At 54.3% G+C, this 24,021-nt stretch carries 20 protein-coding genes; 9 read left to right on the top strand and 11 right to left on the bottom strand.

All coding sequences use genetic code 11. The annotated features are described in order from the left end of the window. Positions 1 to 45 precede the first annotated feature (45 nt). From BM352_RS01850 to BM352_RS01810, 9 genes are all read left to right on the top strand, one after another. A complete protein-coding gene (locus BM352_RS01850; protein ID WP_139229774.1) occupies positions 46 to 699 on the top strand; it encodes a P-loop NTPase family protein in 654 nt (217 codons plus the stop codon). Between the two features lie 12 nt (positions 700 to 711). Beyond that, on the top strand, positions 712 to 1,902 hold the full coding sequence (locus BM352_RS01845; RefSeq protein ID WP_090211760.1) for a GumC family protein: 1,191 nt from the start codon (positions 712 to 714) through the stop codon (positions 1,900 to 1,902). A 5-nt stretch (positions 1,903 to 1,907) separates the two neighbouring features. Further along, positions 1,908 to 2,993, top strand: a complete 1,086-nt coding sequence (locus BM352_RS01840) for a glycosyltransferase (RefSeq protein ID WP_090211758.1) — start codon at positions 1,908 to 1,910, stop codon at positions 2,991 to 2,993. Between the two features lie 16 nt (positions 2,994 to 3,009). After that, complete coding sequence (locus BM352_RS01835) at positions 3,010 to 4,149, top strand: GNAT family N-acetyltransferase (protein ID WP_090211756.1); 1,140 nt, start codon at positions 3,010 to 3,012, stop codon at positions 4,147 to 4,149. A 50-nt stretch (positions 4,150 to 4,199) separates the two neighbouring features. Beyond that, a complete protein-coding gene (locus BM352_RS01830; RefSeq protein WP_175500598.1) occupies positions 4,200 to 5,342 on the top strand; it encodes a DegT/DnrJ/EryC1/StrS family aminotransferase in 1,143 nt (380 codons plus the stop codon). 230 nt (positions 5,343 to 5,572) lie between these two features. Beyond that, positions 5,573 to 6,427 (top strand): GNAT family N-acetyltransferase, encoded by an 855-nt coding sequence (locus BM352_RS01825; RefSeq protein ID WP_175500597.1) that lies wholly within the window; start codon positions 5,573 to 5,575, stop codon positions 6,425 to 6,427. A 67-nt stretch (positions 6,428 to 6,494) separates the two neighbouring features. Further along, positions 6,495 to 8,237, top strand: a complete 1,743-nt coding sequence (locus tag BM352_RS01820; RefSeq protein ID WP_175500596.1) for an asparagine synthetase B family protein — start codon at positions 6,495 to 6,497, stop codon at positions 8,235 to 8,237. Positions 8,238 to 8,244: 7 nt separating this feature from the next. Then, positions 8,245 to 9,363, top strand: coding sequence for a GNAT family N-acetyltransferase (locus BM352_RS01815; RefSeq protein ID WP_090211744.1), 1,119 nt, complete (start codon positions 8,245 to 8,247; stop codon positions 9,361 to 9,363). A 92-nt stretch (positions 9,364 to 9,455) separates the two neighbouring features. After that, the gene (locus tag BM352_RS01810; protein WP_139229772.1) at positions 9,456 to 10,409 is read left to right on the top strand and encodes a GNAT family N-acetyltransferase; all 954 of its coding nucleotides are present in this window, start codon (positions 9,456 to 9,458) and stop codon (positions 10,407 to 10,409) included. Here the strand turns inward: BM352_RS01810 and BM352_RS01805 are convergent. The 11 genes from BM352_RS01805 to dnaA form a co-directional block, all read right to left on the bottom strand. After that, positions 10,396 to 11,094, bottom strand: coding sequence for a nucleotidyltransferase family protein (locus BM352_RS01805; protein ID WP_090211740.1), 699 nt, complete (start codon positions 11,092 to 11,094; stop codon positions 10,396 to 10,398). The two genes, BM352_RS01810 and BM352_RS01805, sit on opposite strands and share 14 nt — an antisense overlap. A gap of 21 nt (positions 11,095 to 11,115) precedes the next feature. Then, positions 11,116 to 12,099: a GDP-mannose 4,6-dehydratase gene (locus tag BM352_RS01800; protein ID WP_090211737.1), complete on the bottom strand. Its 984-nt coding sequence runs from the start codon at positions 12,097 to 12,099 to the stop codon at positions 11,116 to 11,118. An 8-nt stretch (positions 12,100 to 12,107) separates the two neighbouring features. Next, entirely contained in the window at positions 12,108 to 12,968 is an 861-nt protein-coding gene (locus BM352_RS01795) for an NAD-dependent epimerase/dehydratase family protein (RefSeq protein WP_090211735.1), read from the bottom strand. After that, positions 12,965 to 14,143, bottom strand: coding sequence for a glycosyltransferase (locus tag BM352_RS01790; protein WP_090211732.1), 1,179 nt, complete (start codon positions 14,141 to 14,143; stop codon positions 12,965 to 12,967). Before BM352_RS01790 ends, BM352_RS01795 begins: the two co-directional genes overlap by 4 nt. A gap of 95 nt (positions 14,144 to 14,238) precedes the next feature. Continuing rightward, positions 14,239 to 15,018 (bottom strand): hypothetical protein, encoded by a 780-nt coding sequence (locus tag BM352_RS01785; protein ID WP_090211726.1) that lies wholly within the window; start codon positions 15,016 to 15,018, stop codon positions 14,239 to 14,241. A 256-nt stretch (positions 15,019 to 15,274) separates the two neighbouring features. Next, positions 15,275 to 16,798, bottom strand: coding sequence for an SGNH/GDSL hydrolase family protein (locus BM352_RS01780; protein ID WP_090211724.1), 1,524 nt, complete (start codon positions 16,796 to 16,798; stop codon positions 15,275 to 15,277). A gap of 257 nt (positions 16,799 to 17,055) precedes the next feature. Further along, on the bottom strand, positions 17,056 to 19,470 hold the full coding sequence (gene gyrB / locus BM352_RS01775; protein ID WP_090211720.1) for a DNA topoisomerase (ATP-hydrolyzing) subunit B: 2,415 nt from the start codon (positions 19,468 to 19,470) through the stop codon (positions 17,056 to 17,058). Positions 19,471 to 19,633: 163 nt separating this feature from the next. Beyond that, on the bottom strand, positions 19,634 to 20,254 hold the full coding sequence (locus tag BM352_RS01770) for a LysE family translocator (protein ID WP_090219766.1): 621 nt from the start codon (positions 20,252 to 20,254) through the stop codon (positions 19,634 to 19,636). 49 nt (positions 20,255 to 20,303) lie between these two features. Beyond that, positions 20,304 to 21,410 carry a DNA replication/repair protein RecF gene (gene recF, locus BM352_RS01765; protein WP_090211718.1) on the bottom strand — a complete coding sequence of 369 codons (1,107 nt, stop codon included), beginning with the start codon at positions 21,408 to 21,410 and terminating at the stop codon, positions 20,304 to 20,306. 9 nt (positions 21,411 to 21,419) lie between these two features. Next, positions 21,420 to 22,538, bottom strand: a complete 1,119-nt coding sequence (dnaN, locus tag BM352_RS01760) for a DNA polymerase III subunit beta (protein ID WP_090211715.1) — start codon at positions 22,536 to 22,538, stop codon at positions 21,420 to 21,422. Between the two features lie 108 nt (positions 22,539 to 22,646). Next, positions 22,647 to 24,014: a chromosomal replication initiator protein DnaA gene (gene dnaA, locus BM352_RS01755; RefSeq protein WP_090211712.1), complete on the bottom strand. Its 1,368-nt coding sequence runs from the start codon at positions 24,012 to 24,014 to the stop codon at positions 22,647 to 22,649. Positions 24,015 to 24,021 lie beyond the last annotated feature (7 nt).

Genomic DNA, 24,021 nt, shown 5'->3' with positions numbered 1-24,021 from the left:
TGTAAACGCGAAAGCTGCCCGGGTATGCGTAAACATTTGAAACAAATGGATGATATTCGCCTTCGTATTTTGGCGGATATGGTGCAGAGGAACAAACACGGCGCCTTCGTTGTGTCCTTTTGCGGCGCAGTGCGCCGCGCTGGAACCACAAGTATTACCATTGGAGTCGCGCGTTCTTTCTCACGGGCTACCCCTGGGAAGAAGGTCCTGATTTTGCCCTTTGCTCGGGAGGGTAAGTCAGTGGCCGAGATGGCCCCTAACCTGTTTGGGAAGGCAGCGCCAGAAGCTAAACCTGCCAATCGGCCAACCGAAGAGGGTGACGGGGAAGCCGTTGTCGCAGCTAAGACCGGACCGTTGGACGATATCATCCACGGCCCAGACGGCTTGGATTTACTTCCGGTAACAGGCCCGTTCGAAGTACGCAGGCTGTGCGAGGAAGATCCCGATTTCTGGAACGCTGTGAACGAAACCTATTTTGCTGTGCTGATCGATACAGGGTTGCTGGGATCAGAGGCGATGCTACTCGCGAGCCGCCATGTTGATCTGAACTTGCTGGTGGTGGATGGGAAAAAGATGCGTACCGCCGAGTTGGAACGTCTGCATCAAAGGTTCACAGCTGCGAAGATCGAACCCGATGGCGTTATTTTGAATCGTCGTAAGGAATACCTGCCGCGCTTGTTGCGCGCCTCAATTGAATAGTGGTTTAGTAAGATGTCCTCTGGCTTTCTTTGGTTTGTTTTTAAAAGAAAATATTCGATCTTCGGCACTTTTGCCGTAGTTGTCGGCCTCACGATTACACTCCTTTATTTGATCGCCCCGGTCTATGGGGCGAAGTCCTCGGTTCTGGTCGAACGTAACCGTGCGCCAAACATGCGTACGGAATTTCAGCCTGGGCTGGAGATGGTCGAAGTTATTAATACGGAAGCTAACCTTGCCCTGTCGGACGAGGTCATCACACGGGCCGTAGAGATTGTTAAGCCGCATGTTCGGACGAAGCCGCGTTCTTCCATGGGGGAAGCCGTTGAAAACTTCCGCAAAAAGCTTGGGTCGTCGGGCTTGATGACTTATCTGCCTGCGCGTGAGCGCTGGATACGCAGGCTTCAACGGACGGTTGAGGCCAAGCCGGTTCCGAACTCGAACGTTTTGGAGATCATCTACTTCGACGAAGATCCCAAGCGAGCATCGGACATCGTGAATGCGCTAGTCGATTCCTATCTGATTGTTCGGGACAATGTTTACAGAAGCTCAGCGGCGGTCAGTTTGTATTCGACCCAACTTGCAAATGTGACAAGCCGAATTGCTGATCGACGGGCGGAGCTGGACGAAATCCGCACGTCAATGACGGCTGCGTCGGGCGATACGGGCATCAGAAGCTCCGAGCTTACTGCTGAAAACCTGAACCAAGAACTCCTGGCTATTCGGCGCGAGTTGGACGATTTAAGAGATCGCTTCCAGCCGACACACCCACGCATCGTCGAGAACCAGAAACGGATGGTCGATCTGGAAACGCAGTTGCAAGAAGCGCTTGCCAGCAGTGAGATGGAGACCGCCCTCACAGCGCGCACAGATCAATTAACGATGTTGATCGAAGCTGACACCTCAACGTTCCAGCGACTGAAGACCCGCTTGGACGAGGCCGAGTTGAGCGAGATAGCTGACCGCTCCCTGAACAACGTTCGGAAGATTGACGACGCCGCCGAGCCAATGAAACCTCGGTTTGAGCGGCTTTTGTTGATCTTACTTTCAATCCCGCTCGGGCTTTTTCTTGGTCTCTCTATTGGCTTTATCCGCGAGTATTTTGACGATTCTATCTCGGGCCTTCCCGAAGCGGAGCAAGCCCTCGGCATTCCTGGATACGGAACAGTTGATCGCTACGGCGTACTCTTCTCAGCAGCACGGTGAATAGCATGCAAGACAGCGCTCAAAATTCAAAAGATCGCCCGATTATCACCTTGGTCATGCCGGTGCGGAACGAAGCTGAAAGCGTGGACAGCACACTAAGTTCTTTGATGGAAAGCACTATGCTTCCGGACGAGATTTTATGCGCTGATGGCCGGTCGACTGACAATACGATCGAGCTGATTGAGGCTTTTGCAAAAGCTCACCCCGAGGTTTCCATTCGGGTCGTCGACAATCCCGGTAAGTGGAGCGGGAGTGGTCGTAATCGCGCAATCGAGGTGGCCAAGGGCAACGTCATCCTGATTGCAGATTTCGGAAACACGTTCCGCGCCAACTGGATTGAGGAGATGAGTCGCCCGTTTTTTGTCGATCCCGATGTCGATATCGTCTGCGGGCTGTTTCAGCCGCATGTGACAACCGATTTCGAGCACTGCGTTGCAGTGATTCATATGTTTGATGACTATACATTGCATCTTGTTCCACGCGAAGAACGCGATGCGTTGTTGCCTGAAGTTGTCGTACCGGTTGGCATGGCGATGGGGATGACGCGCGATGCTTGGGCGCGACTTGGCGGTTTCCCAGAGTGGCTATTCAAAGGCCAGGATAAGCTGTTCGGCCGCAAAGCCTGGGCGCAGAAATACAAGATTGTTGTCGCATGGGATGCGCTTGTCGATCACCACGTTCGCCCGACGCCAGAGCGGGTGTTTAACTACCTCTATTATTACGGGCGTGGATTCGGGCAGCAGAAACTGCTAAGTAATATGACTAAGAAGCTTGGCATGATTTATGGCGTTTTCTTTCTGCTTGTCATTGCCGGTTTCTTTGCACCTGTTTTCTGGCTGCTGGCGTTGGTTCTTGCAGGTGCCCACCTCTGGAAGTTTGGCTTTAAGAAACTTCTGAAACAGAATTTGAGACCATGGAAATGGTCATATTTATATCAGTTGCCAGTGGCGCTTGTTGCACGGGATTTAGGCTCAATTTTTGGCCATATCGCGGGCTGGAAAGACTGGCTGACCCAACCTGAATTGCGAGCCAAGCAATCCGAGTTTTTGAAAGGGACCGATCCAAAGCGTCTGCGTATAGTTTCTAAATAGTATCGGAGTGTCCTTTATGGACAGACTTCTTACCACTCGGTTTCTAAAGCCGTTCGACCCAGTAGATAGGCCCGTTCTAGAACGGGCTTGGTCAGAGTTGAGTGGTGATCTGCCTGCGGATGCTGATCCGCTTAAGACACATATCGGTCTCGTTTGGTCCTCGGAAAAATTGTATTTTGCACGGGGCGGACAGCCGCCAGTGTTCGCATTGGTTGAAGACGGCGGTGTGCCGCTGGGCCTAATGCCGATGCGGGCGCTGACAGAGCCAAAATTCGGTGGCAGATTTGTTGCGATACACGAACATCCTACCCGTCTGAGCGGCGCGAGCGTTGTTGTTCGTAGAGGGCAGATGGAACGCGTGATTCAAACAGTGATGCGGGATGCGCGGAAGCATTGGAAGCTGTCGTCCGGCTTTTCCTTAGAAGGGCTGGATCCGTCGAGTGCGCTGTATTCCGCGATAGTCGAAGCAGTTGGACCATTTCGCCTGATGACCAGAGTTTCAAAGAAGCAGTTCTTTGTCGATCTTTGCGACTACACCACCATTGATGACTACTCGCACAGTAAATCCAGAAACTACCGCAAAAACCTGACCCGTGGTCAAAAGCGGCTGACGGATGACGGCGCTTACGAATATCACCACGAGGCGCCCGGGGTGCGAAACACCTTCGATCAGATGGCAACAATAGATAGCCACACTTGGCGCGCTGCTGAAAGGGAAGGCGATCTACCCGCCACGTTGCTGGTTTTTTGCGACGGCCTTCAAACCACGATGCGCGACACTGCTGTCAGCCAAATTCATGCTTTGGAGTTTAAAGGGCAGCCTATTGCTATGATGTATACCCTTCAGGTTGGTGCGCGTCTTTATGCGATGAAGCATACCTATGAGCCTGACTATGCTTCCTACCAGCCTGTCATCGTCCTTATGCACCATGTTATTCAAACTGCGCTAGATGCGGGGGTAGACTACGTCGAACTGCTGACAGGTAGCACGCATGCGAAGACTTGGGCCGACCGCCAACACGAGCTGTCTCAGGACGTCGTCTATTTCGCTTCGCCGCTTGGGTATGCAAGTCTAACGGCTGTCCGGTTACTCAGAGCGGCTAAGGGTCTGCGCGATACAATCAAGCAAAAGCGCAGCAAGCAGGTGCAGGCATGATTCCGGCGATGCCAACATCCATGTCCTTTGCCCCGGTCGCGCGTAATAGCATGGACCAGTTACCGTTTGCAGATCGCCCCTCGGTGCAGACCTATTCGGGCCGCGTGGCAATCTATCAGGGGCTGAAACATCTTGGCTTAGGGAGCGGTGACATCATCCTGGTCCCCGCATATGCCTGCGGATCCGAGATTGACGCAGTGTTGAAGTCTGGGTGTCAGGTCCGGTTCTATCCTCTGAACACTGATCTTTCTCCCAACCTTGATCGATGTAAGGAGCTGCTTTCCGCGGAGCCTGAGATCAAAGCCTTCTTTCTGATCCACTACTTTGGGTTCCCACAACCGCTCGAAGCGATCACCGAATTAACGCGTGCCCATAACCTGATTTTGTTTGAGGATTGTGCGCACGCCTTCCTGTCTGACGACCCATCTGGCCAAGCGCTTGGGACAACCGGCGAGGTGGCCATTTTCAGCTATATGAAGACGCTGCCTTTGACCGATGGCGGCGCCTTGGTGATCAACTCTGGGGCAACGCCACAAGGCGACCTTCAGAAGCCAAATGTGAAAAAGCTGATCGGGCGTTTTCTGTTTCAAGTGGAACGCTCGTTGGAGAAAAGCTCTCCACGGATCGCGACCTTGTTTCAGATGTGCGTGCGCAAGCCGTTACAAAAGCTGAAAGGCGGGCGTGGCAAAGCGGCGGGCTCAGGTGAGGCCACGCAGGTTCAACATGAGGCACCAGCGGCGGAAGAAACCGAGTCGGACATACTGTCGCTTGATCTTCGACGGGCGAATTGGTCGATGTCGGGGTTGGCGCAGTTCACAGCAAAGCGGTTGGATTTGCCCGCGATCAAAGCTGCTCGGCGACACAATTACGCGCGACTTCTCTGCGCAATTCAAAACGTTGATGGGTTGCGCCCGTTGTTCCCAACGCTGCCCCAAGGCACGTGCCCGTTATTCTTCCCGATTGAAGTCAACGACGCGGCAAACGCGCAAAAGGGGCTTGGTAAAGCCGGATTGAGCACAAAGCTTTTCTGGTCTTTTTTCCATGAGACGTTCCCGCGCGAGGAATTTCCGTTCGAGACCGCGTTGAAGACCAGCGTGATTGCTTTGCCGATCCACCAAGACTTGAATGATACGCAGATCGACGAGATGGCCAAGATTTTGCAGACCCAGTTTTCAACCGAGGCTGCCGCGTGAGCATGGTCCAAGTCATACGAACGCCCGAAGCGTTGGAGGCCGTCGCGCATGACTGGGATCTTGCGCTTATGGCGCGACCCGGCAGTCAAGTGTTCCTCACAAGTTTTTGGCTGACGCGTTGGATGCGGGCATTTGGCAATGCCCAAGAGAACTGCGTTCTGCTAGGGCGAAATGACGATGGCGAGATCATTTTACAGGGCGCGTTTCTAAGAACACGAGAACACGGCTTCATGACGCTGCGCTCCATGGGAAATGTTCATACCAGCCGTTCTGCCGTGAGTGCCACCAAGGCGGGGCATGAAATGCTCAGAAATTGGGCGAAGACTCGAAGCAAGGCATCAGTGTTTCGGTTGGGTCGTCTTGCCCCAATGGGTGGACACCGCGCTCTTGCTGACCCTTTGTATCAGATCGAGGTCGTCGACCTGCCGCTGGTTGAATCCACGATGACTTATGATGACTTTATTGCCGGGCAATCTCGCAACTTCCGCAAATCACTGCGGCGGTCTTTGGCTAAGCAAGAGCACATTAACATCGAGGTCCGAAGTGATGGATATTGCTGCCTCGATGCGGTTCGCAAAGTGTCTACAAACACTTGGAAGTTCAAGGAAGGGACCGCAATCGTGTCGGAACCGGAAACCGAGAAGTTCTTCCTCAGTTTGCTCGACCAGATTCCGTGCGCATCGTTGGTTCAGTCGCGCCTTGTTTTGATGAAAGATACTGAAGCCGGAGACGAGTCCGTAGGCTTTATAATTTGTCTGACCTTCAATGGTCGGCTCTATGCAATCAAAATGGGATTGGATGAGCGGGTGTTGGATGTCAGTCCCGGAATGGGGGCGATAAACGCTGTCGTGGCGCATGCCTGTGCGGATCCGAAGCTTGAGTTGGTAGATCTCGATGCCCGCGGCCCTCACGGGGACTATAAGATGCGTTGGGCCAACAAAGTCGAAACGGTTGAGACGGTCCTGGGGTTTGCGCCGGATGTGATGGGGCGGACAGCGCGCAGCCTTTGGAAATTAAAATCGAAACTGAAATCAATTCGGGATGCCGGCGGGGCGCATCCACAATTACCCGGAGAACTTTTGTAACATGAACGGTCTTATTTGCCTGGTTGGCGCCAAGAATCCCTCGATGCGCTCGCACATAGAGGGGTTGATGGCTGAGTCCGCCCAAATCGCCTTGGATGACGAAATTTGGGCGGCAGGTCGTGATCAGGCACATGGTGAAATGTCGATCGCCGAAGCTGTGGATTGGTCCTGCCATTTCTACGGGCACTTATTTAGCGTGGAGGGGCCAACGGATGCCGAGGCCTCGCCTGCACAGACATTGGGACAGATACTGGCACGGAGTGGCGTCGATGGGCTGACAAAAACCGACGGGCGTTATGTCGTCGTCTTCCGTGACAAGCGAAGTGGAAAAGTCACGGTTTGCGGCGACCCGGTGGGCTTGATGTCTGTCTTCTACGCCAAGATCGGCGGAGGGTTTGCCATCGCGACCGACATCAACTCGCTCCTCGCGTTGCCGGAGATGTCACGCGAGCCTGATCCATCTTCTATCGCCGGCTTTTTGACCTGTTCCCGGTACAAATTGCTGGTCGATACGACGTTTTACCGCGACATCAAGAAGATCCCTTCCAACCATGCCGTGCTGTTGAATGGTGACGACCTGACGATCCACCGGTATTGGCTTCCAGACATTTCTCAAGACAATCCGGTGATGGTCTCTGATGAAGAGGTTGTAGAAACAGCACGCCAGATGATGCTGGACGCGACGCAAGATCGCGTCAAAGGCGAAGGTCCATTGGCTGCGGCGCTGAGTGGTGGGTTTGATAGCTCTTCGGTGGTGTCGATGATGCGCCACCTCGATGAAAGCAAATCGCGGCCTTTCACAACGATCTCTTTCAACTTTGGCTCTGACGAAGCTGACGAGGATGACCTCATCGACGCTGTGTCCGAGATGCACAACACCGAGCATCACCGCCTCAACGTTCTGGAGAAGCCCTTTTTCACCGAGATGGACGCCATCATCGAAGCCAATGCGGGGCCGGTTCTGGAAAGCGGTGTGCTGCTGCTTTGGAAAAAGAAGGCCGAACTGGCACGTTTGGGCATGACGGCGTCGCTGTCTGGGCTTGGTGGCGACGAATTGTTCATGGGGCGGATGAATTTTCTGGCGGATGAGGTATCAAAATTCCATTTCCGGACAGCGTGGCGTGAAATCCGTGCCGTGTACCCATTCGATAGCTCTACAGGTAAGCGGACCTCGCTTAAAAAGCTACTGAAGGCCAACGTGCTATCGCCATTGGAGCCCTATGCAATCAAGAACTACCGCCAAGCTGGTCCGGGGAAGAAGTACCCGCCGTCTTGGGTGCAAGGGAACCTTGTCGACCAAGGCGTTTTGGACGGAAACCTACCAAGGGCTGCCCCGCCACGCGCGTCCACGGTATATCAACAAGACTGCTGGGAGGTCTTCTATTACGAGCTTCTGAACGGAGGGATCACCTACCATTCGATTGCAGGCGACGGAACGGGTATCGACACTCGCTTCCCTCTGCTCGACCGTAAACTGATTGAGTACATGTTCCGTGTTCCGCGACGGCTCAAGATATCTGATGGCAAGGTGCGACACGTACAACAAGAAGCGATGCGCCCTTTCCTGCCTCCAGAACTTTTGCGGGATCACCTCAAGAAGGATTTCCACCCCGTTCTGGACGCCCATCTTCGTCGAGAATACACCGAAATGCTTGAGCCGCTCTTTGCAGCCAAATCTCACTTGTCTGATGACTTCGTGGATTGGGACGCCCTGAGGGAGCCGTATCAAGCATTTCTCGACGGGAAAGCTAAGCCGTACTCCCTGTGGGTTGCATTATGCCTTGAGCGCTGGCTTGAACTGAAAACGTAAGGGAAAGATGACATTGATCGTCGAACCAATCCACGACCCGAAAACGCTGACCGCCGAGTGGGAGGTACTGTGTTCAGAATGCTCTGATCCGGATGTCTACCTCCAGCCGTTCTTCCTTCTGACCTGGCTTGATTTCTGTAAGGAACTTTGGACGCCGAATTTCCTAGCGGTCCGGGACGCGGGGAGATTGATGGGATTGCTGCCAATCTGTAGCCGGTCTTCCGCAGGCTGCCGCATCTTGGGATTCCCCGTAGCGGGTTCAACCCCGGCGATGGATTTGATTGCCGTTGAAGGTCGGGAAGCGGCTGTTTCCAAAGCGATTGCTCAATACCTTTCGTCACAGAGCGACTGGGATTTGTTGCTGCTTCATATGCTGGATGCAGAACGAGCGCCGGCAGCGGCATTGATCGAAGAACTGACCGCATCCGGGCAACTCGAGACACGTGATGCGGGTGCGACGTATTTCGTAGAAACCAAGGGTACAACCCCTGACGATTTCTTCGCGGGCCGACCAAGGCGTTTTCGCAAGGAACTCGAGCGCTGGACTCGTAGGCATCATGATCTCGGCGAGATCAAGGATGTGATTTGCCCTGAGGACATCGACCTTCCAACCGCTATGGGCATGATCGACGCAGTGCTGAAGCATAGCTGGAAAGGTGATGAGGAAGACAACAGCGACACGCTTGCGCGTCTGACCGATTTGTCAAAGGCAGCGCTTAAGAATGACGCCTTGCGCATTGCGATCAAATTGGTGGACGGGCGCCCGACAAGCTATCTGATGAGCTTCCTTCACGAAAAAATCCTGTTCCCCTATCACATCGCCTATGATCTTGAGTTGCGACAGATCGGCCCCGGTCAGGTTCAGTTGCGCCGCGAGATCATCAAATGCCTCGAAGGTATGGCTGACGGAGTAGACCTGGGCGGTGGCTTTTCGTATTTGTCCAAATGGGCCACCTCGGAGCGGAACTTTGTCGAAGCGAGACTTGTCCGTTCGTCTATGAGGTCAAAGCTGGCTGCCAAGGTTTATTTGTCTCAGAAAGACCGCCGACACAAAGAGGCGCGCGAGCGCGTAGAGCAACTCAAGAGTGATAAAAAGCAGGAAATCAAAGCGGACCTAGGAAATTGAATCTAACTTGGGGCACAAGCCTGCCTGATGATTTCCGAAACACTGGGTGTCTGTTTCTGGAGCAACCTTGGCTGAAAGCTTGTGCCAAACACATGCAAGGCGAGCTCCATGTCCTGAGTGGGGACGGCGTTTGCATCCCGTTTGAGCTGATCGACACCCGTGTTCGCGGAATTTCCACACGCGTATTGCGTGTGCTTGGCGACCCAATGGCGGACCAGTTTTTTGTAACTCAGGCCACTGGCGTTTCTTGGTCGGAACTGATGGAAGGCCTGAGCCGAGCGCCTACGTGTGACATGATAGTGCTGAGCGAACTTCAGGAAATGCCACCAGATCAGACCGCTAGTGATCGCGGATGTGGAAAGGCTGGCTTTGCCGCGCTGTGGCGGCAATGCGGGAACGCGCCAGTCGTAGTGCTGAATCAGGGCGGAAAGGCCCTTGAGTTTAGTGACTACTCTTCGACCTTGCGAAATCGCCTGAAGCGCGGGCGAAAGAAGATGACGGCAGCAGGAGATATGCAGGTTGCCCATTATTTGCCAACGCCTGAGGAGGTGGACGATCTCTTAGCCACATTGAAGTCCATCGAGGATGACAGCTGGAAAGGTGACGAAGACACTGGCCTGTTCAGAGATGATCGGCTGGACTTCGTGCGAGATATTTCTGAGGGTCTGGCCGCAAAGGGCGAGCTAGAGATATACATAATGAGCTTGGATGGAACTGCGATATCCTACCGTTACGGATTCCGCCATGAAGGCCGTTTCTTGGATTACAATCTGGCATATCGGGAGGCGTTCAGTGCGCTATCACCCGGGCGAATTTTGCTGGATGAGATTGTAAAGACATCGCAAGTTGAAGGGTTGGAAGCTGTCGACGCCTCCCGCGGAAGTATGATCAGACCGCACATTCTGGCCGATTGGCCCTCCGACATCCGCCCTCACTATCGGCTCACGCTGTATCGTCCAACAATTCGAGGCCGCTTGCTTCACTTCTTGGAAACTCGTGCCAAGCCACTGGCTCAAAAGCTGCGTAGCCGCTTTAGTCGGTCTTAACTTTGGCGAAAAGCTCTTCAGCCGCTTCGTAGTCGCTTGGGCGCCCAATATCGAGCCACTGGTCGTCGAAGTTGAATCCGCGAACTGTTTCGCCCGCAGCGATCAGCTTCAGCACTAGATCGGGCAGGTCCAGATATTCGTTCTCTGGAATGAAGTCGAAAATTCGAGGGTTGAAGCAATACATGCCCGTCGAGACCGGATAGTGCAGGGTCGGCTTTTCTATGTAGCCAGTGATGTTGTCAGCATCGTCGAGTTCAAGCACGCCCAAGGAAATAGGAACAGCTTTTGGGAAAACAGCGAGCGTTGCCAAGGCGCCCGAAGCTTTGTGGGCTTCCATGAATGCGGCGTAGTCAATGTTGGTCAGGATATCGCCATTCATGACAAGGAAAGGATCGGTAGGCCGATCTTTGATTAGCCCCAAAGGCCCGGCGGTGCCGAGCTTTTTTTCCTCCATGGAGTATCCGATTTTGACGCCAAATCGGCTACCGTCATGGAAATAGGTTTGGATGATCGAGGCAAGATACCCCACTGCGAATGTGAGGTCGTCAAAGCCTGCTGCTTTGAGCTGACCGACGATAATTTCTAGAATTGGTCTGCCACCGACGGGCATCAACGGCTTGGGCAGAACGTGGGTGTAGGGGCGCAGGCGCTTGCCTTCCCCGCCGGCTAGAACAATGGCTCTCATAATCGAATACCTTTCAAAGAATTAGACTTCGTATCGGGAAATATCGGTCCAGTTCGGATGCTCACGGATGAAGTCGATCACATGGGTCAACCCTTGCTCTAGTGTCGTCGCGTCGTTCCACCCCAAGTTTTCGCGCGCCCAATCGGCATTGCAGAGCAGTCGGAAAACCTCGCTCTTTTCGGGGCGGACACGTTCTTCTTTGCTGACGATAGGGAGGTCACGACCAACGATTTTATTCACCATTTCGGCGAGCTCTCCGATCGAAATCTCGCGACCCGTGCCCACATTGGTGACACGCCCGATCGCTTCTTTATGTGTCGCGACTGAAATGAAACCGGCGACGGTATCAGCGACATAGGTCAAGTCGCGTTTCGGCGTCAGGCTCCCAAGCTCGATCTTGTCCGAGAACAGAGCCTGACCAATGATAGTTGGAATGACTGCGCGCCCGGACTGGCGTGGGCCGAAGGTGTTGAACGGGCGCAACGTTGCGACGGGCAAATCGAAGGAAAGGTGGTAGGACTTCACCATCGCGTCCGCCGCGATCTTGGATGCGGAGTACGGTGATTGCGCCTGAATTGGGTGTTGCTCGTCAATCGGTGCGTAGATCGCGGTGCCGTAAACCTCGGAGGTGGAGGTGTGGACGACGCGGTCAGTCCCCAGATCGCGCGCGATGTTGAGAATGTTCTGTGTCGCGTTGACGTTCACACGGAATACATCGGTCGGATTGATGTAGGAGTAGGGAATAGCAATGAGCGCCCCGAGATGGAAAACGATATCACGGTCCAGCATGGCGCGGCGCAGTGCTTCTGCGTCACCAAGATCGCCCATATGGATATCGATCTGGCTGCGTATGTCGTCAGGTAACAGGCCCAACAGTCCGGGTTTGCCGTTGGATGTGTAGCGGACAAAGGCACGGACATCAGCACCTTCGCGAACCAACTGCTCCGTCAGGTGCGAGCCAATGAACCCGCCTGCGCCTGTAATCAGGACTTTTTTACCATTCATACTCACAATTACTTCACCAATCTCTCTAGAGTTGCTTTCAATCCGGCGTCGAATGAGACCCGAGGGTAAACACCGAGGTGCCGGGCTTTTGTGACGTCAGGAAAGGCATCGTGCTGGCCTTCATACTGAACGTCAGGTTCTTTTGCTTCAAGGGATTTCCCGAAATGAGAGCATATCTGCTGGGCCACGTCGTAAATGCGACGGGGTTCTCCGGATCCTAGATTGTAAATTCCGCCGGCATCACCGTTCTGACACAGCGTCCACAGGCCAGCGGCGCAGTCGTCCACATGAAGGAAGTCTCGACGTTCTGCACCGCTACTGCGGATACTGACTGGGCCGTCCCCTGACTGTGCCCGCTCGGCTAGTTCCTGTATCATTTGCCGCGTTTGGAATGGCCCATATACATTGGCGAGCCTCACGGATTTTGCGTCGATCCCAGTAATTTCGAAGGCCGACCGCAGATAGGTTTCTGCCGCAAACTTCGCTTGCGCATATGGCGAGTTCAAATCAAATGGCCCGTCCTCACTACTGGGATTAGGGCCCGTCGGGTAAACAGCGCAAGTGGACGCCAGAACGAACTTTGGGATGTTCAGGTCGATGGCTTGCCCTAGAAGGGCGGCGGTCAAAGTGCAGGTCGATTGAAAGGCCGCGACAGGGTCGGTGAAAGATTCCGGGATTCCTCCGCTTCCTGCAAGATTAATCATGCAGTCAGCTGCTTCCAGCTTCGACACCAGGCGTATTCCGTCCGTGGCTGGTGCCTCATTCAGGTCTCTGACGAGTCCCAGTACTTCGGCATTCTCGACCTCTTGCAGGTAGCGAGCCATGGCGCGCCCGATGAAGCCATTTACGCCTGCAACAATGACTTTCATGTTGAGGTATCTTCGAGAACGGCAGCATAGGTCGCGGCTTGTGCCGCGAAGCTTGCCTCTTGGGAATAATTGTCACGGTAATAGGGGAAGGCTGTCAGAGCATATTTTTCGCGCAATTCAGGGTTGTCTATGAGTGTCGCGATGCCATCTGCGATCGCTTGAACGTCACCTTCCGAAACCAAGTGGCCACGGCCATCTGCCAGCAGGTCACGGTTGCCTTCACATGCTGTCGAAAGAATAGGTCGGTGCGCTGACATCGCTTCGAGCAAAGCAAGTGAAACGCCTTCAGACAGCGAGGCCGTTACAAATAGATCTGCGGCGACGGTCGGCTCGCTCAGGTCGGGGTATGGGCCAAGCAGGGTGACGTGACCATCCAGACCCAGTTCGCTGATTTGCTGGCTGAGGGCATCTTGCTCCGGGCCGCGGCCGGCGATCAAAAGGTGGACGTCGCGACCCGCGTCGCGCAATAGGCCAACTGCCGATATTAACGCCTTGTGCTGCTTGTTCGGTGCTAAGCGCCCAACGGTAACCATGCAAAAGCAGTCTTGTGGGATATTGAACATCCCGCGTGCTGTATCGCGGTCGATTACGGGGCGCATCTCCGCAACACTTACGGGGATGACTGCAATGCGGTCAGGTGGAGCTGCAAATTCTTTTACCAGCGTTTCGGTGACGTCGTCAGAGATCGAAATGACCCTGTCGAGCCTTCGAAACGAATACCGCGTAACGCGTTCCCAAATCCAGCGCTTGAGCGTGCCCGGCCTGAGAGACATTGGGATGACGTGGTTCGAATAAATCGTGGCCACCGCTTTCGCGCGAGCGGATGACGCCGCCAGAACTGCGATGAAGGCACCATCAACCAAATGCCCGTGGATGATCTGAGCGCCATGGCTTTCAGCGCTTTCTGCAACTGCTCGAATGAGAAGGCGAAGATCATTCAGAATAAGTGGGATTTGCCAAAGCGGTCTTGATTTGCGTCCTAGAACTTCGACGCTGATGCCGGTGGCGCGAATTTGGTCTGCCAGCTCACCTTCGTGATGCCAACAAATGATCTTGGCGGGAAACCCGCCGTCCGCATGGGACGCCGGGTTACTTCTTACGCTTTCTAACAGCAACGTTTCCGCGCCGCCGCGATCCATCGAGTAAATGACATGTAAAACTGGTTGAGGGCACATGTCTCTACGTTAGTCTAAATATCATCTAAGTCATTACTTCTTCGAGAGAACTGACTTGTTTTCACACTTAATTCGCGGCTTGCTTAGACGTCGAGCTAGAAACCTCCAGCTGCCTTTTGAATCCGCAGGCTTGCAATCTGGACGGTTTGATCCCGGCCAGTCTCGTTCGCGGTCGCACCAACTTCGACATAGTCATATTTGAGTGCGGAAAGCAGGATGCCATACTTCAAAAAAGTCGAGCGGCTTGGAAGGGTAGCACCTTTCGCTTGCAGCAAGAGGCGGCCGTTTGTTTTGACTTCAACCCAACCATTGGAGCTTTCGGACAGACCAATCTTCCAAACGACGTCTACCCATTCCCCGATTGGAAAACGTGGGCCGGGCGAGCGCATCGGCTGGGACCGGAAACCGATCTTACCACGGTCGATTCCGAGACGACCGTTTGAGCGGTCAATGTACATCCGGATACCGGGGCTTTGGTTGGAAACAGGCGCGATTGGTGGCCAGCAGGTCGTACATTCCAGATCCATGAAATATAGGCCATCAGCGTTGCCAGGATTGATCTTTATCCGCAGCGAAATCTTAAGGATGTCACCTTGGCGTGCTTCAAATCCTTCGTGGACGAGACTTGCTTTAGACACTTTCGATGATCCGCTTGGGCGTTTAACGGCGCGCATTGCAACCGAGCCACCAGCCATTTGGATCTTATTGTCGTCATAAGTTGATTTGATATTGGTGAAGCCACGCCCCGACTTGGGGAACAACTGCGACAACTCCGTTGCACTTGCAACGTTGTAGTTCATGAGGTCAGCGGCATTTACATTGGCGGGTGCACTCAACATGAGTGCGGAAAACAGGGTGTAAAAGAAACGTTTCACGGCATTACCTTCTCGTTTCGGGCTCAGAATAGGGCACCTTATGTGCACTTTAAGCGGTCAAGTTATGTCCTCAGGTATAGCCAGCACTGATGGTGCAGATATGCGGCGCAAGTTAGCCTTTTTCATGAAAAATGGCCAGTTTTAACCGAAAATCGCGCTTTTTTGCCGCCCTTGGTACTCGGACTCTAGAGAGGATTTGGCGAAATTCGCCCCGCGATTCTGGGCGTTAGGCACTGTTTCAAAAGCGCTTTTCCGCTTAGAGCAGCCCCCAAATATCGGCTTCAACGTACCAATCTTCGTTTTGCAGGCCATCCAACGCTTCCAACCCTATCACCAGCTCGATCTGCTCGATGTTCTGAACAACGAGGCCGAGGCTCGCGAAGACATCGGGTTCAGACGTGGTGCCATTGGCTACGAGCGTATCAACTGTGGCTTGTGACAAGACCAAAAGCAAAGCGTCCTGCCCGTTGCCGCCATCGAAGCTATCAACCAAGCCATCATCGGATCCGGCGATTAGGCCATCCTCAAAGAAGAAGAAGACATCGTCGCCCTCCCCGCCGGTCAATGTGTCACTTCCCAGGCCATCGATCAGAATGTCATTCCCGTCGCCGCCTTCGACGACATCATTCCCTTGGCCGCCGGAGAGAATATCATTTCCAGCGCCGCCCATAATCAGGTCGTTCCCAACGCCGCCAGATATTAGATCAGCGCCGGCTTCGCCCATTGCGGCGTCATTTCCGCTGCCCAAGAAGACAATGTCATCACCGCCGCCGGCAAGCACCTGGTCATCGCCGGCATACGCCAGAACCAGGTCATTACCGCCACCGAGTGTTTCCGCGTTATCTCCACCAGACAGAACAACCGCCGCCTGTTGCAGCGCGAAGGATGTGTAGGCGCCAAGAACGCCATGGGTTGCAGCTGACGGGTGGATGCTGTCCCAAAAACCGATCTGGTCCGTGTCGTATGCGGATAACGCCGCAACATCACCGCTTGTAAGTGTCAAAGAGAGGGGGGCGAAAATGCCAAACGACGTCGGATCATCCGCAATAGCGGCCGTCATCGCTTCCATATCCAGATAAACGGCGTCAATGCCCTGAGCCACGAGGCTATTCACGCCATTCTGGAGGCCTGAGTTATGGGCGTCGATCAGGAAGTCGACAACGTCGACTGCTAGACTCCCCAAACCCGTGATGCCGGGAATGAAACCTGCTGACGGCAATGAAGAGATTACGACTTGCCCCACGCCGAGGTTGGATAACTCCAAAGCTGAATCTATCGTCGCGTCTACAGCGGCATCGAGCGTTCCAAGAAGCGCAAGGCCAGCAGAGATGATGTTGTCGCCCTCGATCGCGAAGTAGTCATTCGCTCCGACGAGGACGAACGCCGACACGTCGCTCAGGTCCTGACTGCCGACGTCAGCAGAAAACCTATCCACTTGAGCCCCAAGATTCATATCGAACGTAAGTCTTGGATCATCATTTCCGACGATCACTTCACCGGCCAAGCCATTTTCGACGATGAAGTCAGCAATTGGCTGAGTGCCTGCGGCTTCGCCGCCTGCAATCGCATAATTCAGCGAAGGCCCTAGCCCTGATAGGGCTGCAATATATTCCGCATAGGTCGGTCCGTTGCTGGCGCGCCCGCCGAAGCCGCCCAGTGTGTCCCGAATTGGGTCGGGTAAAAGTCCGTCGGATGCTGCGTAAAGGTTGCCGTCGTCGGACAAACTATCGCCAAAAAAGACATAGCGCTGATCGGGATTTGGGGCGGGTACGAAGGGCATTGGTCAAACTCACACATTTGGATAATACCCCAGCTTCGCGAGAAATGGCCTTTAAAGCAAGGGAGCCGCGCTTGTTTTCAGTTTCGAAAGGGCGCGGATCCGGCCGGTTCCTGCTCGTAGTGATTGAATAATCGAGGATTTTTGTTCCGCGACAGTGATATGTAGAGACCAAAAGAATTTCGGCCCCTACATTGGTGCGGTCCAAGACTGCGCAACTTCGCTTCGCAATCACGAATCTTTAGCGACTGTTGCCGAGCTTAGAAGTCGAGATTTTCCACGCTGAGTGCGTTGGTCTGGATGAAGTCGCGTCTCGGCTCCACCACGTCGCCCATGAGCTTGGTGAAGATGTCGTCAGCTTCCGCCATATCATCAACTTTCACCTGCAAAAGAGTTCGCGCATCAGGATCCAAGGTGGTTTCCCACAACTGTTCCGGGTTCATTTCGCCCAGGCCCTTATAGCGCTGCAGGGACAGACCCTTTTCACCCTCTTCAAGAATTGATTGCAGAAGGTCGATTGGGCCGTAAACTGGCTGCTCGCGATCTTTGCGAACAAGTTTCGCCGGCTTGCCGTAGGTCTCTTGCAGGCTTTCGGTCAACTGGCCAAGGCGACGCGCCTCGCCAGAGCGAAGAACGCCACCATCCAACACACGCACTTCGTCGACGCCTCGCAGAACGCGCCATAGACGGATGCCTTTGTCTTGCGTCGGACGACCTTGCCAGCCTTTTTCGTATTCCAGAGCGATCAGGTCCAAACGTGCGGCGACCGTGTTGGCGACGCCCTGCAAATCGGCATCCACCTGACCCGGCTCGAAAGCACCTGCGATGGCGGATTGCTCAAGGATATGCTGCGGGTAATGGGTCGGGAAGGCCTGCAAAATGCGGCGAACCGTGCGTGCCTCTTCGATCACCCGCATGAGGTCTTGGCCGACAATCTCTTCACCAGATGCAAGTTTCAGAACTGCCCCGTCGACACCTTGTTCAATCAAGTAATCTTCCATCGAGGACTGATCCTTGAGGTAAACCTCGGACCGACCACGGGCCACTTTATAAAGCGGCGGCTGGGCGATGTAGAGGTGACCTTGCTCAATCAGTTGCGGCATCTGTCGATAAAAGAAGGTCAGAAGCAGCGTGCGGATGTGGGCACCATCGACGTCTGCATCGGTCATGATGACAATCTTATGATAGCGTAATTTAGAGATGTCGAACTCGTCGCGACCGATCCCTGTACCAAGCGCCATGACCATATTGCCAATTTCTTGGCTGCCGAGCATCCGGTCAAATCGCGCGCGCTCCACGTTCAGAATCTTACCCTTGAGCGGCAGGATAGCTTGCGTCTGTCGGTCCCGACCCGTTTGGGCAGAGCCGCCGGCAGAGTCACCCTCCACTAGAAATATCTCTGTTTTGGACGGGTCCTTGTCCGAGCAGTCTTTGAGCTTTGAGGATAGAAAATTCATATCCATCGGGTTTTTGCGTCGTGTGAGTTCGCGGGCTTTTCGTGCGGCTTCGCGGGCTTGTGCTGCCTCTACGATCTTTGAAACGATGATCCGGGCTTCGTTCGGGTTCTCTTCGAACCACTCAGCTAGCTTTTCGTTCATCAGCCCTTCGACGGCAGGGCGTACTTCGGATGACACAAGCTTGTCTTTGGTCTGCGACGAGAATTTCGGATCGGGCACTTTCACGGAAAGCACACAGGTTAGCCCTTCTCGGGCGTCGTCGCCGGTGAAGGAGATTTTCTCCTTCTTCGCGATCCCTGAGGTCTGCGCGTAGTTATTGATTGTTCGCGTCAACGCACCACGAAAGCCCGCCATATGCGTTCCACCATCGCGTTGTGGGATGTTGTTTGTGAACGGCAATACCATTTCGTTGTAGCTGTCGTTCCACCACATTGCGACTTCTACGCCGATGTCATCCTTCTCGCCGACCACGTAGATCGGTTCGGACATGATGGAGCTTTTGGAGCGATCCAGATACTTCACGAACTCCTTGACGCCGCCCTCATAGAATAGCTCGCTGCGTAAGGCTTCGGCAGGGCGCTCATCTTCCAAAATAATGCGCACGCCAGAATTCAAGAAGGCCAGCTCACGAAGGCGTTTTTCAAGCGTTTCGAAAATGTAATCACGGTTGGAGAACGTATCGGTCGAAGCCATGAAACGAACTTCGGTTCCAGTCCGATCTGTGGGGCCTACGACCTCCAGATGCTTTACAGTGTCGCCGTGCTCGAAGCGAGCGATGTGCTCTTTGCCTTCGCGCCAAATGCGCAATTCCAGCCAGTTGGATAGCGCGTTCACAACAGACACGCCCACGCCGTGCAGGCCGCCGGACACTTTGTAGGAATTGCTGTCGAATTTGCCGCCGGCGTGCAGCTGCGTCATGATAACTTCTGCAGCTGAGACGCCTTCTTCCTCGTGGATACCGACAGGAATCCCACGCCCGTTGTCACTGACCGAAACCGAGCTGTCAGCATGGATTTTGACGTTCACCGCATCGGCATGACCGGCCAGGGCCTCATCAATTCCGTTGTCTACGACCTCATAAACCATGTGGTGCAAACCAGAGCCGTCATCGGTATCCCCGATATACATACCCGGACGTTTTCGTACCGCCTCTAAGCCTTTAAGAACTTTGATGGAATCGGCGCCGTATTCGGCTTGTTTTTCTTGCTCGTCGGACATGAGGTCTTTCCCGCTTTAGTTGCGCGAAATATAGGCTTTTTGCGGAGGGATGTCACGCAATTGACGCAAGATATTGTGTCTGGCGACGCGACGAATTTTGGCGACAGAGCCAACGGTAAAATTAGTCTTACATACGCACGCAAGACGGCTGCCAGCGGTGCTATTACGTCATGACGATTACAGCGCCCACGCCGATCAGAAGCCATCCTGCAACAACGTTTATCCTCCTTACGGCGCCTGGTGCTTTTAGCAGGCCCCTGACTCTATCGACCGATGCGGCGAGCACAAGATTGCCCAACAAGGGAACGAGAAAGCTGAGGACGCAGATTGCCGCAATATCCCAGCGAGTGACTTGGGTCAGGTCGAAGAAGCCCGGTAGCACCCCCATGTAGAACAGGACTGCCTTGGGATTGGACATGATCACGACAACGCCTGCAATAAAGCCTGCCCACATGCCAGGACGTGTCAGGCTGGAGTTTTCGGACAACTCCTTATCCGCGTGCCTGATCAGTAGGGCGCCCATAGCAATGAACATCGCGGCTGCGACCCACTTGAGGGCGTCCATGAACCAGCTCGCCTGATCGACAATCCATGACACGCCCAAAACTGCTATCAGCGGCCAGATTACATCTCCTACGACGACGCCAAAGGCCAACGGCCAAGCTGACCTAAATCCGCCTGACATTGCACGCGCCAACAGGGCGACCCAAACAGGGCCGGGGGTAAGGAAAAGGACGAAGAGTCCGCCCGCGTAAAACAGGAACTCGATCGGTGTGATTGTCATTTGTAGCAACAAAAGAATGGATCGCGTGCTGACTTCGCTACAATCAGCCTCATCTAAGTTCAACCAGTGACGTGCCACCGTCATCCGAAACTTCAAATTGCTGTGCGCGATCACCGAGTTCTTCGAACAGTTCGGCCCCTGTTCCAGTCATCCAAGCCTGCGCGCCTAGGGCGCATATTTCGTCATACAGGGCCGCACGTCGCCCTGAATCAAGATGTGCCGCAACCTCATCCAGCAGGATAATGGGCGCAGCGCCAAAATCTTCGGATAGCGCGCGAGCATTTGCCAGGATCAAAGACAGGAGCAACGCTTTCTGTTCGCCAGTGGAGCATTGCTTCGCTTCTATGTTCTTTGCCTCGTAGATCGCTTGCATGTCGGCACGGTGCGGTCCAACCAATGTGCGGCCAGCCCGCAGGTCCATTGTTCGGGAGGCCTGAAAGGCGGCAAGCAAAGCATCGGGACCATCGATGAAATCGCTATCATCAGGGTTCTCGATCGATAGCTCAGCGGTCGGGAAAGAAGTATGGGCGCTTTCCATTGCTGTCTTGAGGCGGTTCAGCGCTGCGGTGCGGTTCGCTATGATCTGTGCGCCTGCCTTTGCCATCTGTGCTTCAAGCGCACCATACCACATTGAGTCGCGCACCATGTCTTTCAGCAGCCTGTTCCGTTCTCGCATCGCCTTCTCATATGAAACTGAGAGTTCCGCATGTTTAGGTTCGAAACTTAGGGTGATCCTGTCAAGGAACCTACGCCTTCCTTCGGCCCCTTCGAGCCAAAGCCTGTCCATAGCAGGAACCAACCAAACTATACGGGCAACCTTCCCTAAAGCGACCTGAGGAGCCGTCTTGCCATCGATCTTGACCGTGCGGTTACTGCCACTCTCGGCGCTGGTGTCAATCTCGTGAATCTGACCGAGACTGTGCAAAACCGACGAAACTTTCCAGCCTAGGGCTTCGGGTGCGCGGGCGATTTCATCGGCTTTGGCGCGCCGAAGGCCACGGCCAGGCGACAGCAGCGAAATTGCTTCGAGAATGTTGGTTTTCCCTGCCCCATTGGAGCCGAAAATCGCGATTGGACGGTTGTCGAGTTCTAGCTCCACACGACGGTGGGACCTGAAATGGGACAGAGTTAACGCAGAGAGATACAGCCCCGCCATGATTGCGCGTTAAACGCGCATAGGCATCACGACGTAGACGGCCGAATGGTCATTGCCCTCACGCATCAGGGTTGGATCACCCGCGGAATTGAACATGAAAACAGCATTCTCGCGGTCAACCTGCCCTGCGATTTCAAGCAGATACTTTGCGTTGAAGCCGATTTCGAGAGGCTCGTCGCCGTAGGCAACGGCAAGCTCTTCTTCGGCAGCACCGCTGTCAGGGGCATTGACGGAGAGGATCAGTCGATCCTCATGCAGCGAGAGCTTAACGGCACGTGAACGTTCCGAAGACACTGTTGCAACGCGGTCTACCGCTTTGGCGAACTCGCCAGCATCGACTTCGAGCTTGCGCGTGTTCCCTTGTGGAATCACGCGCGTGTAGTCTGGGAAGGTGCCGTCAATCACCTTGGAGGTCAGAGTGATGTCGGGTGTCGCAAAGCGTACTTTCGTTTCGGACACTGATACAGCGATCTGCATCTCATCGTCGTCCAGTAGCTTACGCAGTTCTGCAACAGTTTTGCGTGGGACGATAACCCCGGGCATGTCTGCTGCGCCGTTCGGCAGGTCCGCGTCGATGCGCGCCAACCGGTGTCCGTCAGTCGCGACACAGCGCAGCACTTTTCCACCGTCTGAATCCGCAACGTGCATATAGACACCATTCAAATAGTATCTTGTTTCTTCAGTTGAGATGGCAAATTTCGACTTGTCGAACAGTCGGCGCAAGACTGCGGCAGGGGCGGAGAAGTTCGATTGATACTCAGACGACGCCATGACCGGAAAGTCTTCTTTGGGAAGCGTTGCAAGCGAGAAGTTGGACCGGCCTGCTTCCACGGCAAGGCGACCAGAGGTGCCGTCGTCGGTCAGCGATACCAACGCGCCGTCAGGCAATTTACGCACGATCTCGTGCAACGTCGTCGCTGAGACGGTCGTGGCCCCAGGGCGCTCAACTTGCGCCGGGGCTTTGTCCACGACTTCAATGTCGAGATCTGTCGCGCGGAATGAGACATCATTCCCTTCCGCTTCGATCAGCACGTTCGCCAGAATTGGAATCGTGTTGCGGCGCTCAACCACAGACTGGGCCTGGCTCACAGCCTTGAGCAGGGCGCTACGCTCGACACTGATTTTCATATCCGTCCCTCTTTCGAAGATAGTTGGGGCGGAGAAGGTATCCTCTCCGCCCGCTTATGCAAACAATTTGTTGAAAAGTCCGCTTTTATCGCGGGGGCGTCAAGCCAATTAGGCTTCCAACATGCGGCGAAGCAGTTCTGCATCTTCCGCGACCTGAGCGTCCTGCGCTTTAAGCTCGTCAATCTTGCGCACCGCATGGATAACCGTCGTGTGATCACGGTTGCCAAAGCGCTTTCCGATCTCGGGATAAGAGCGCTGTGTGAGTTGTTTTGCCAGCCACATCGCCATTTGACGCGGGCGCGCAATGTTGCGAGAGCGCTTTGGCGAAAGCAGGTCGGACATGCGTACGTTGTAGTAATCGCATGTCTTACGCATGATTTCGTCCATCGTAACCTTACGATCCGACTGCCGCAGAATGTCAGCAAGGCTTTCCTGCGTCATTTCCAGCGTGATTTCACGGCCAACCAACGAGGCTAGAGCGAAAAGTCGCGTCAAAGCTCCTTCAAGCACGCGGACATTGTTGGAGATGCGGTGAGCAAGGAACTCAAGCACACCGTCCGTGATCTTCAGCTCTTGATACTGGCTGCGATACTGCTCGACTTTCTGCTGTAGAATCCCGAGGCGTAACTCGTAATCGGTTGGGTGCAGGTCAACGACCAAGCCCCATTGCAGGCGGGAGCGGATGCGCTCTTCAAGACCGTCGATTTCACCCGGCGCGCGATCGGCAGAGATGATGATTTGTTTCTGCTGGTCGATGAGCGCGTTAAATGTGTGAAAGAATTCGTCCTGAGTGCTGTCTTTGCCAGCAATGAATTGCACATCGTCGACCATCAAGACGTCGACAGAGCGGAAGAGGCTCTTGAAATCCATCATCTGCTTGTCGCGTAGCGCCTGAATGAAGCGATACATGAACTGCTCGGCAGACAGATACACAACCTTGAGCTCTGGGGAGCGTTTTTGCAGCTCCCACGCAATTGCGTGCATCAAGTGTGTTTTGCCGAGGCCGACGCCACCATACAAAAACAATGGGTTAAAGCTGACAGGTCCACCCTCAGCGACACGTCGAGCAGCGGCATGCGCCAGCTCGTTGGGTTTACCCACCACGAAGCTATCAAAAGTGAAGCGCTTGTCGAGTGGCGCGCCGAGGACTGAATCGTCGGTGATTTGGTATGAACGGCTTGGCTTCGCAGTAAAACGCTCGGGTGCTTGATCAGGTTGCGCTGCAGCAGGACGTTTGGCTTGGACTGAGAACTTTAAACGGTCGACTGGCGCGCCCAACTTGTCAAACTGGCGAAGAATCTCATCTCCAAAGTTTCGCGAAACCCAATCGCCTTGGAAACTGGTTTGAACACCGAACTCAGCAACGCCACCCTCGCAGGAAACAAATGTCAGTGGTTCAATCCAAGTTTGATAATTGTTCTTCCCGATTGTTGTTTGCAGTGTTTCACGCGCTTGGCCCCAAGTCTCGTTAGTCATCTTTTAC

It is taken from the genome of Litoreibacter janthinus (assembly GCF_900111945.1).
Lineage (GTDB): Bacteria > Pseudomonadota > Alphaproteobacteria > Rhodobacterales > Rhodobacteraceae > Litoreibacter > Litoreibacter janthinus.
Note: the sequence above shows the minus strand (reverse complement) of the source record. Positions and strands in the feature narration are given on the sequence as shown.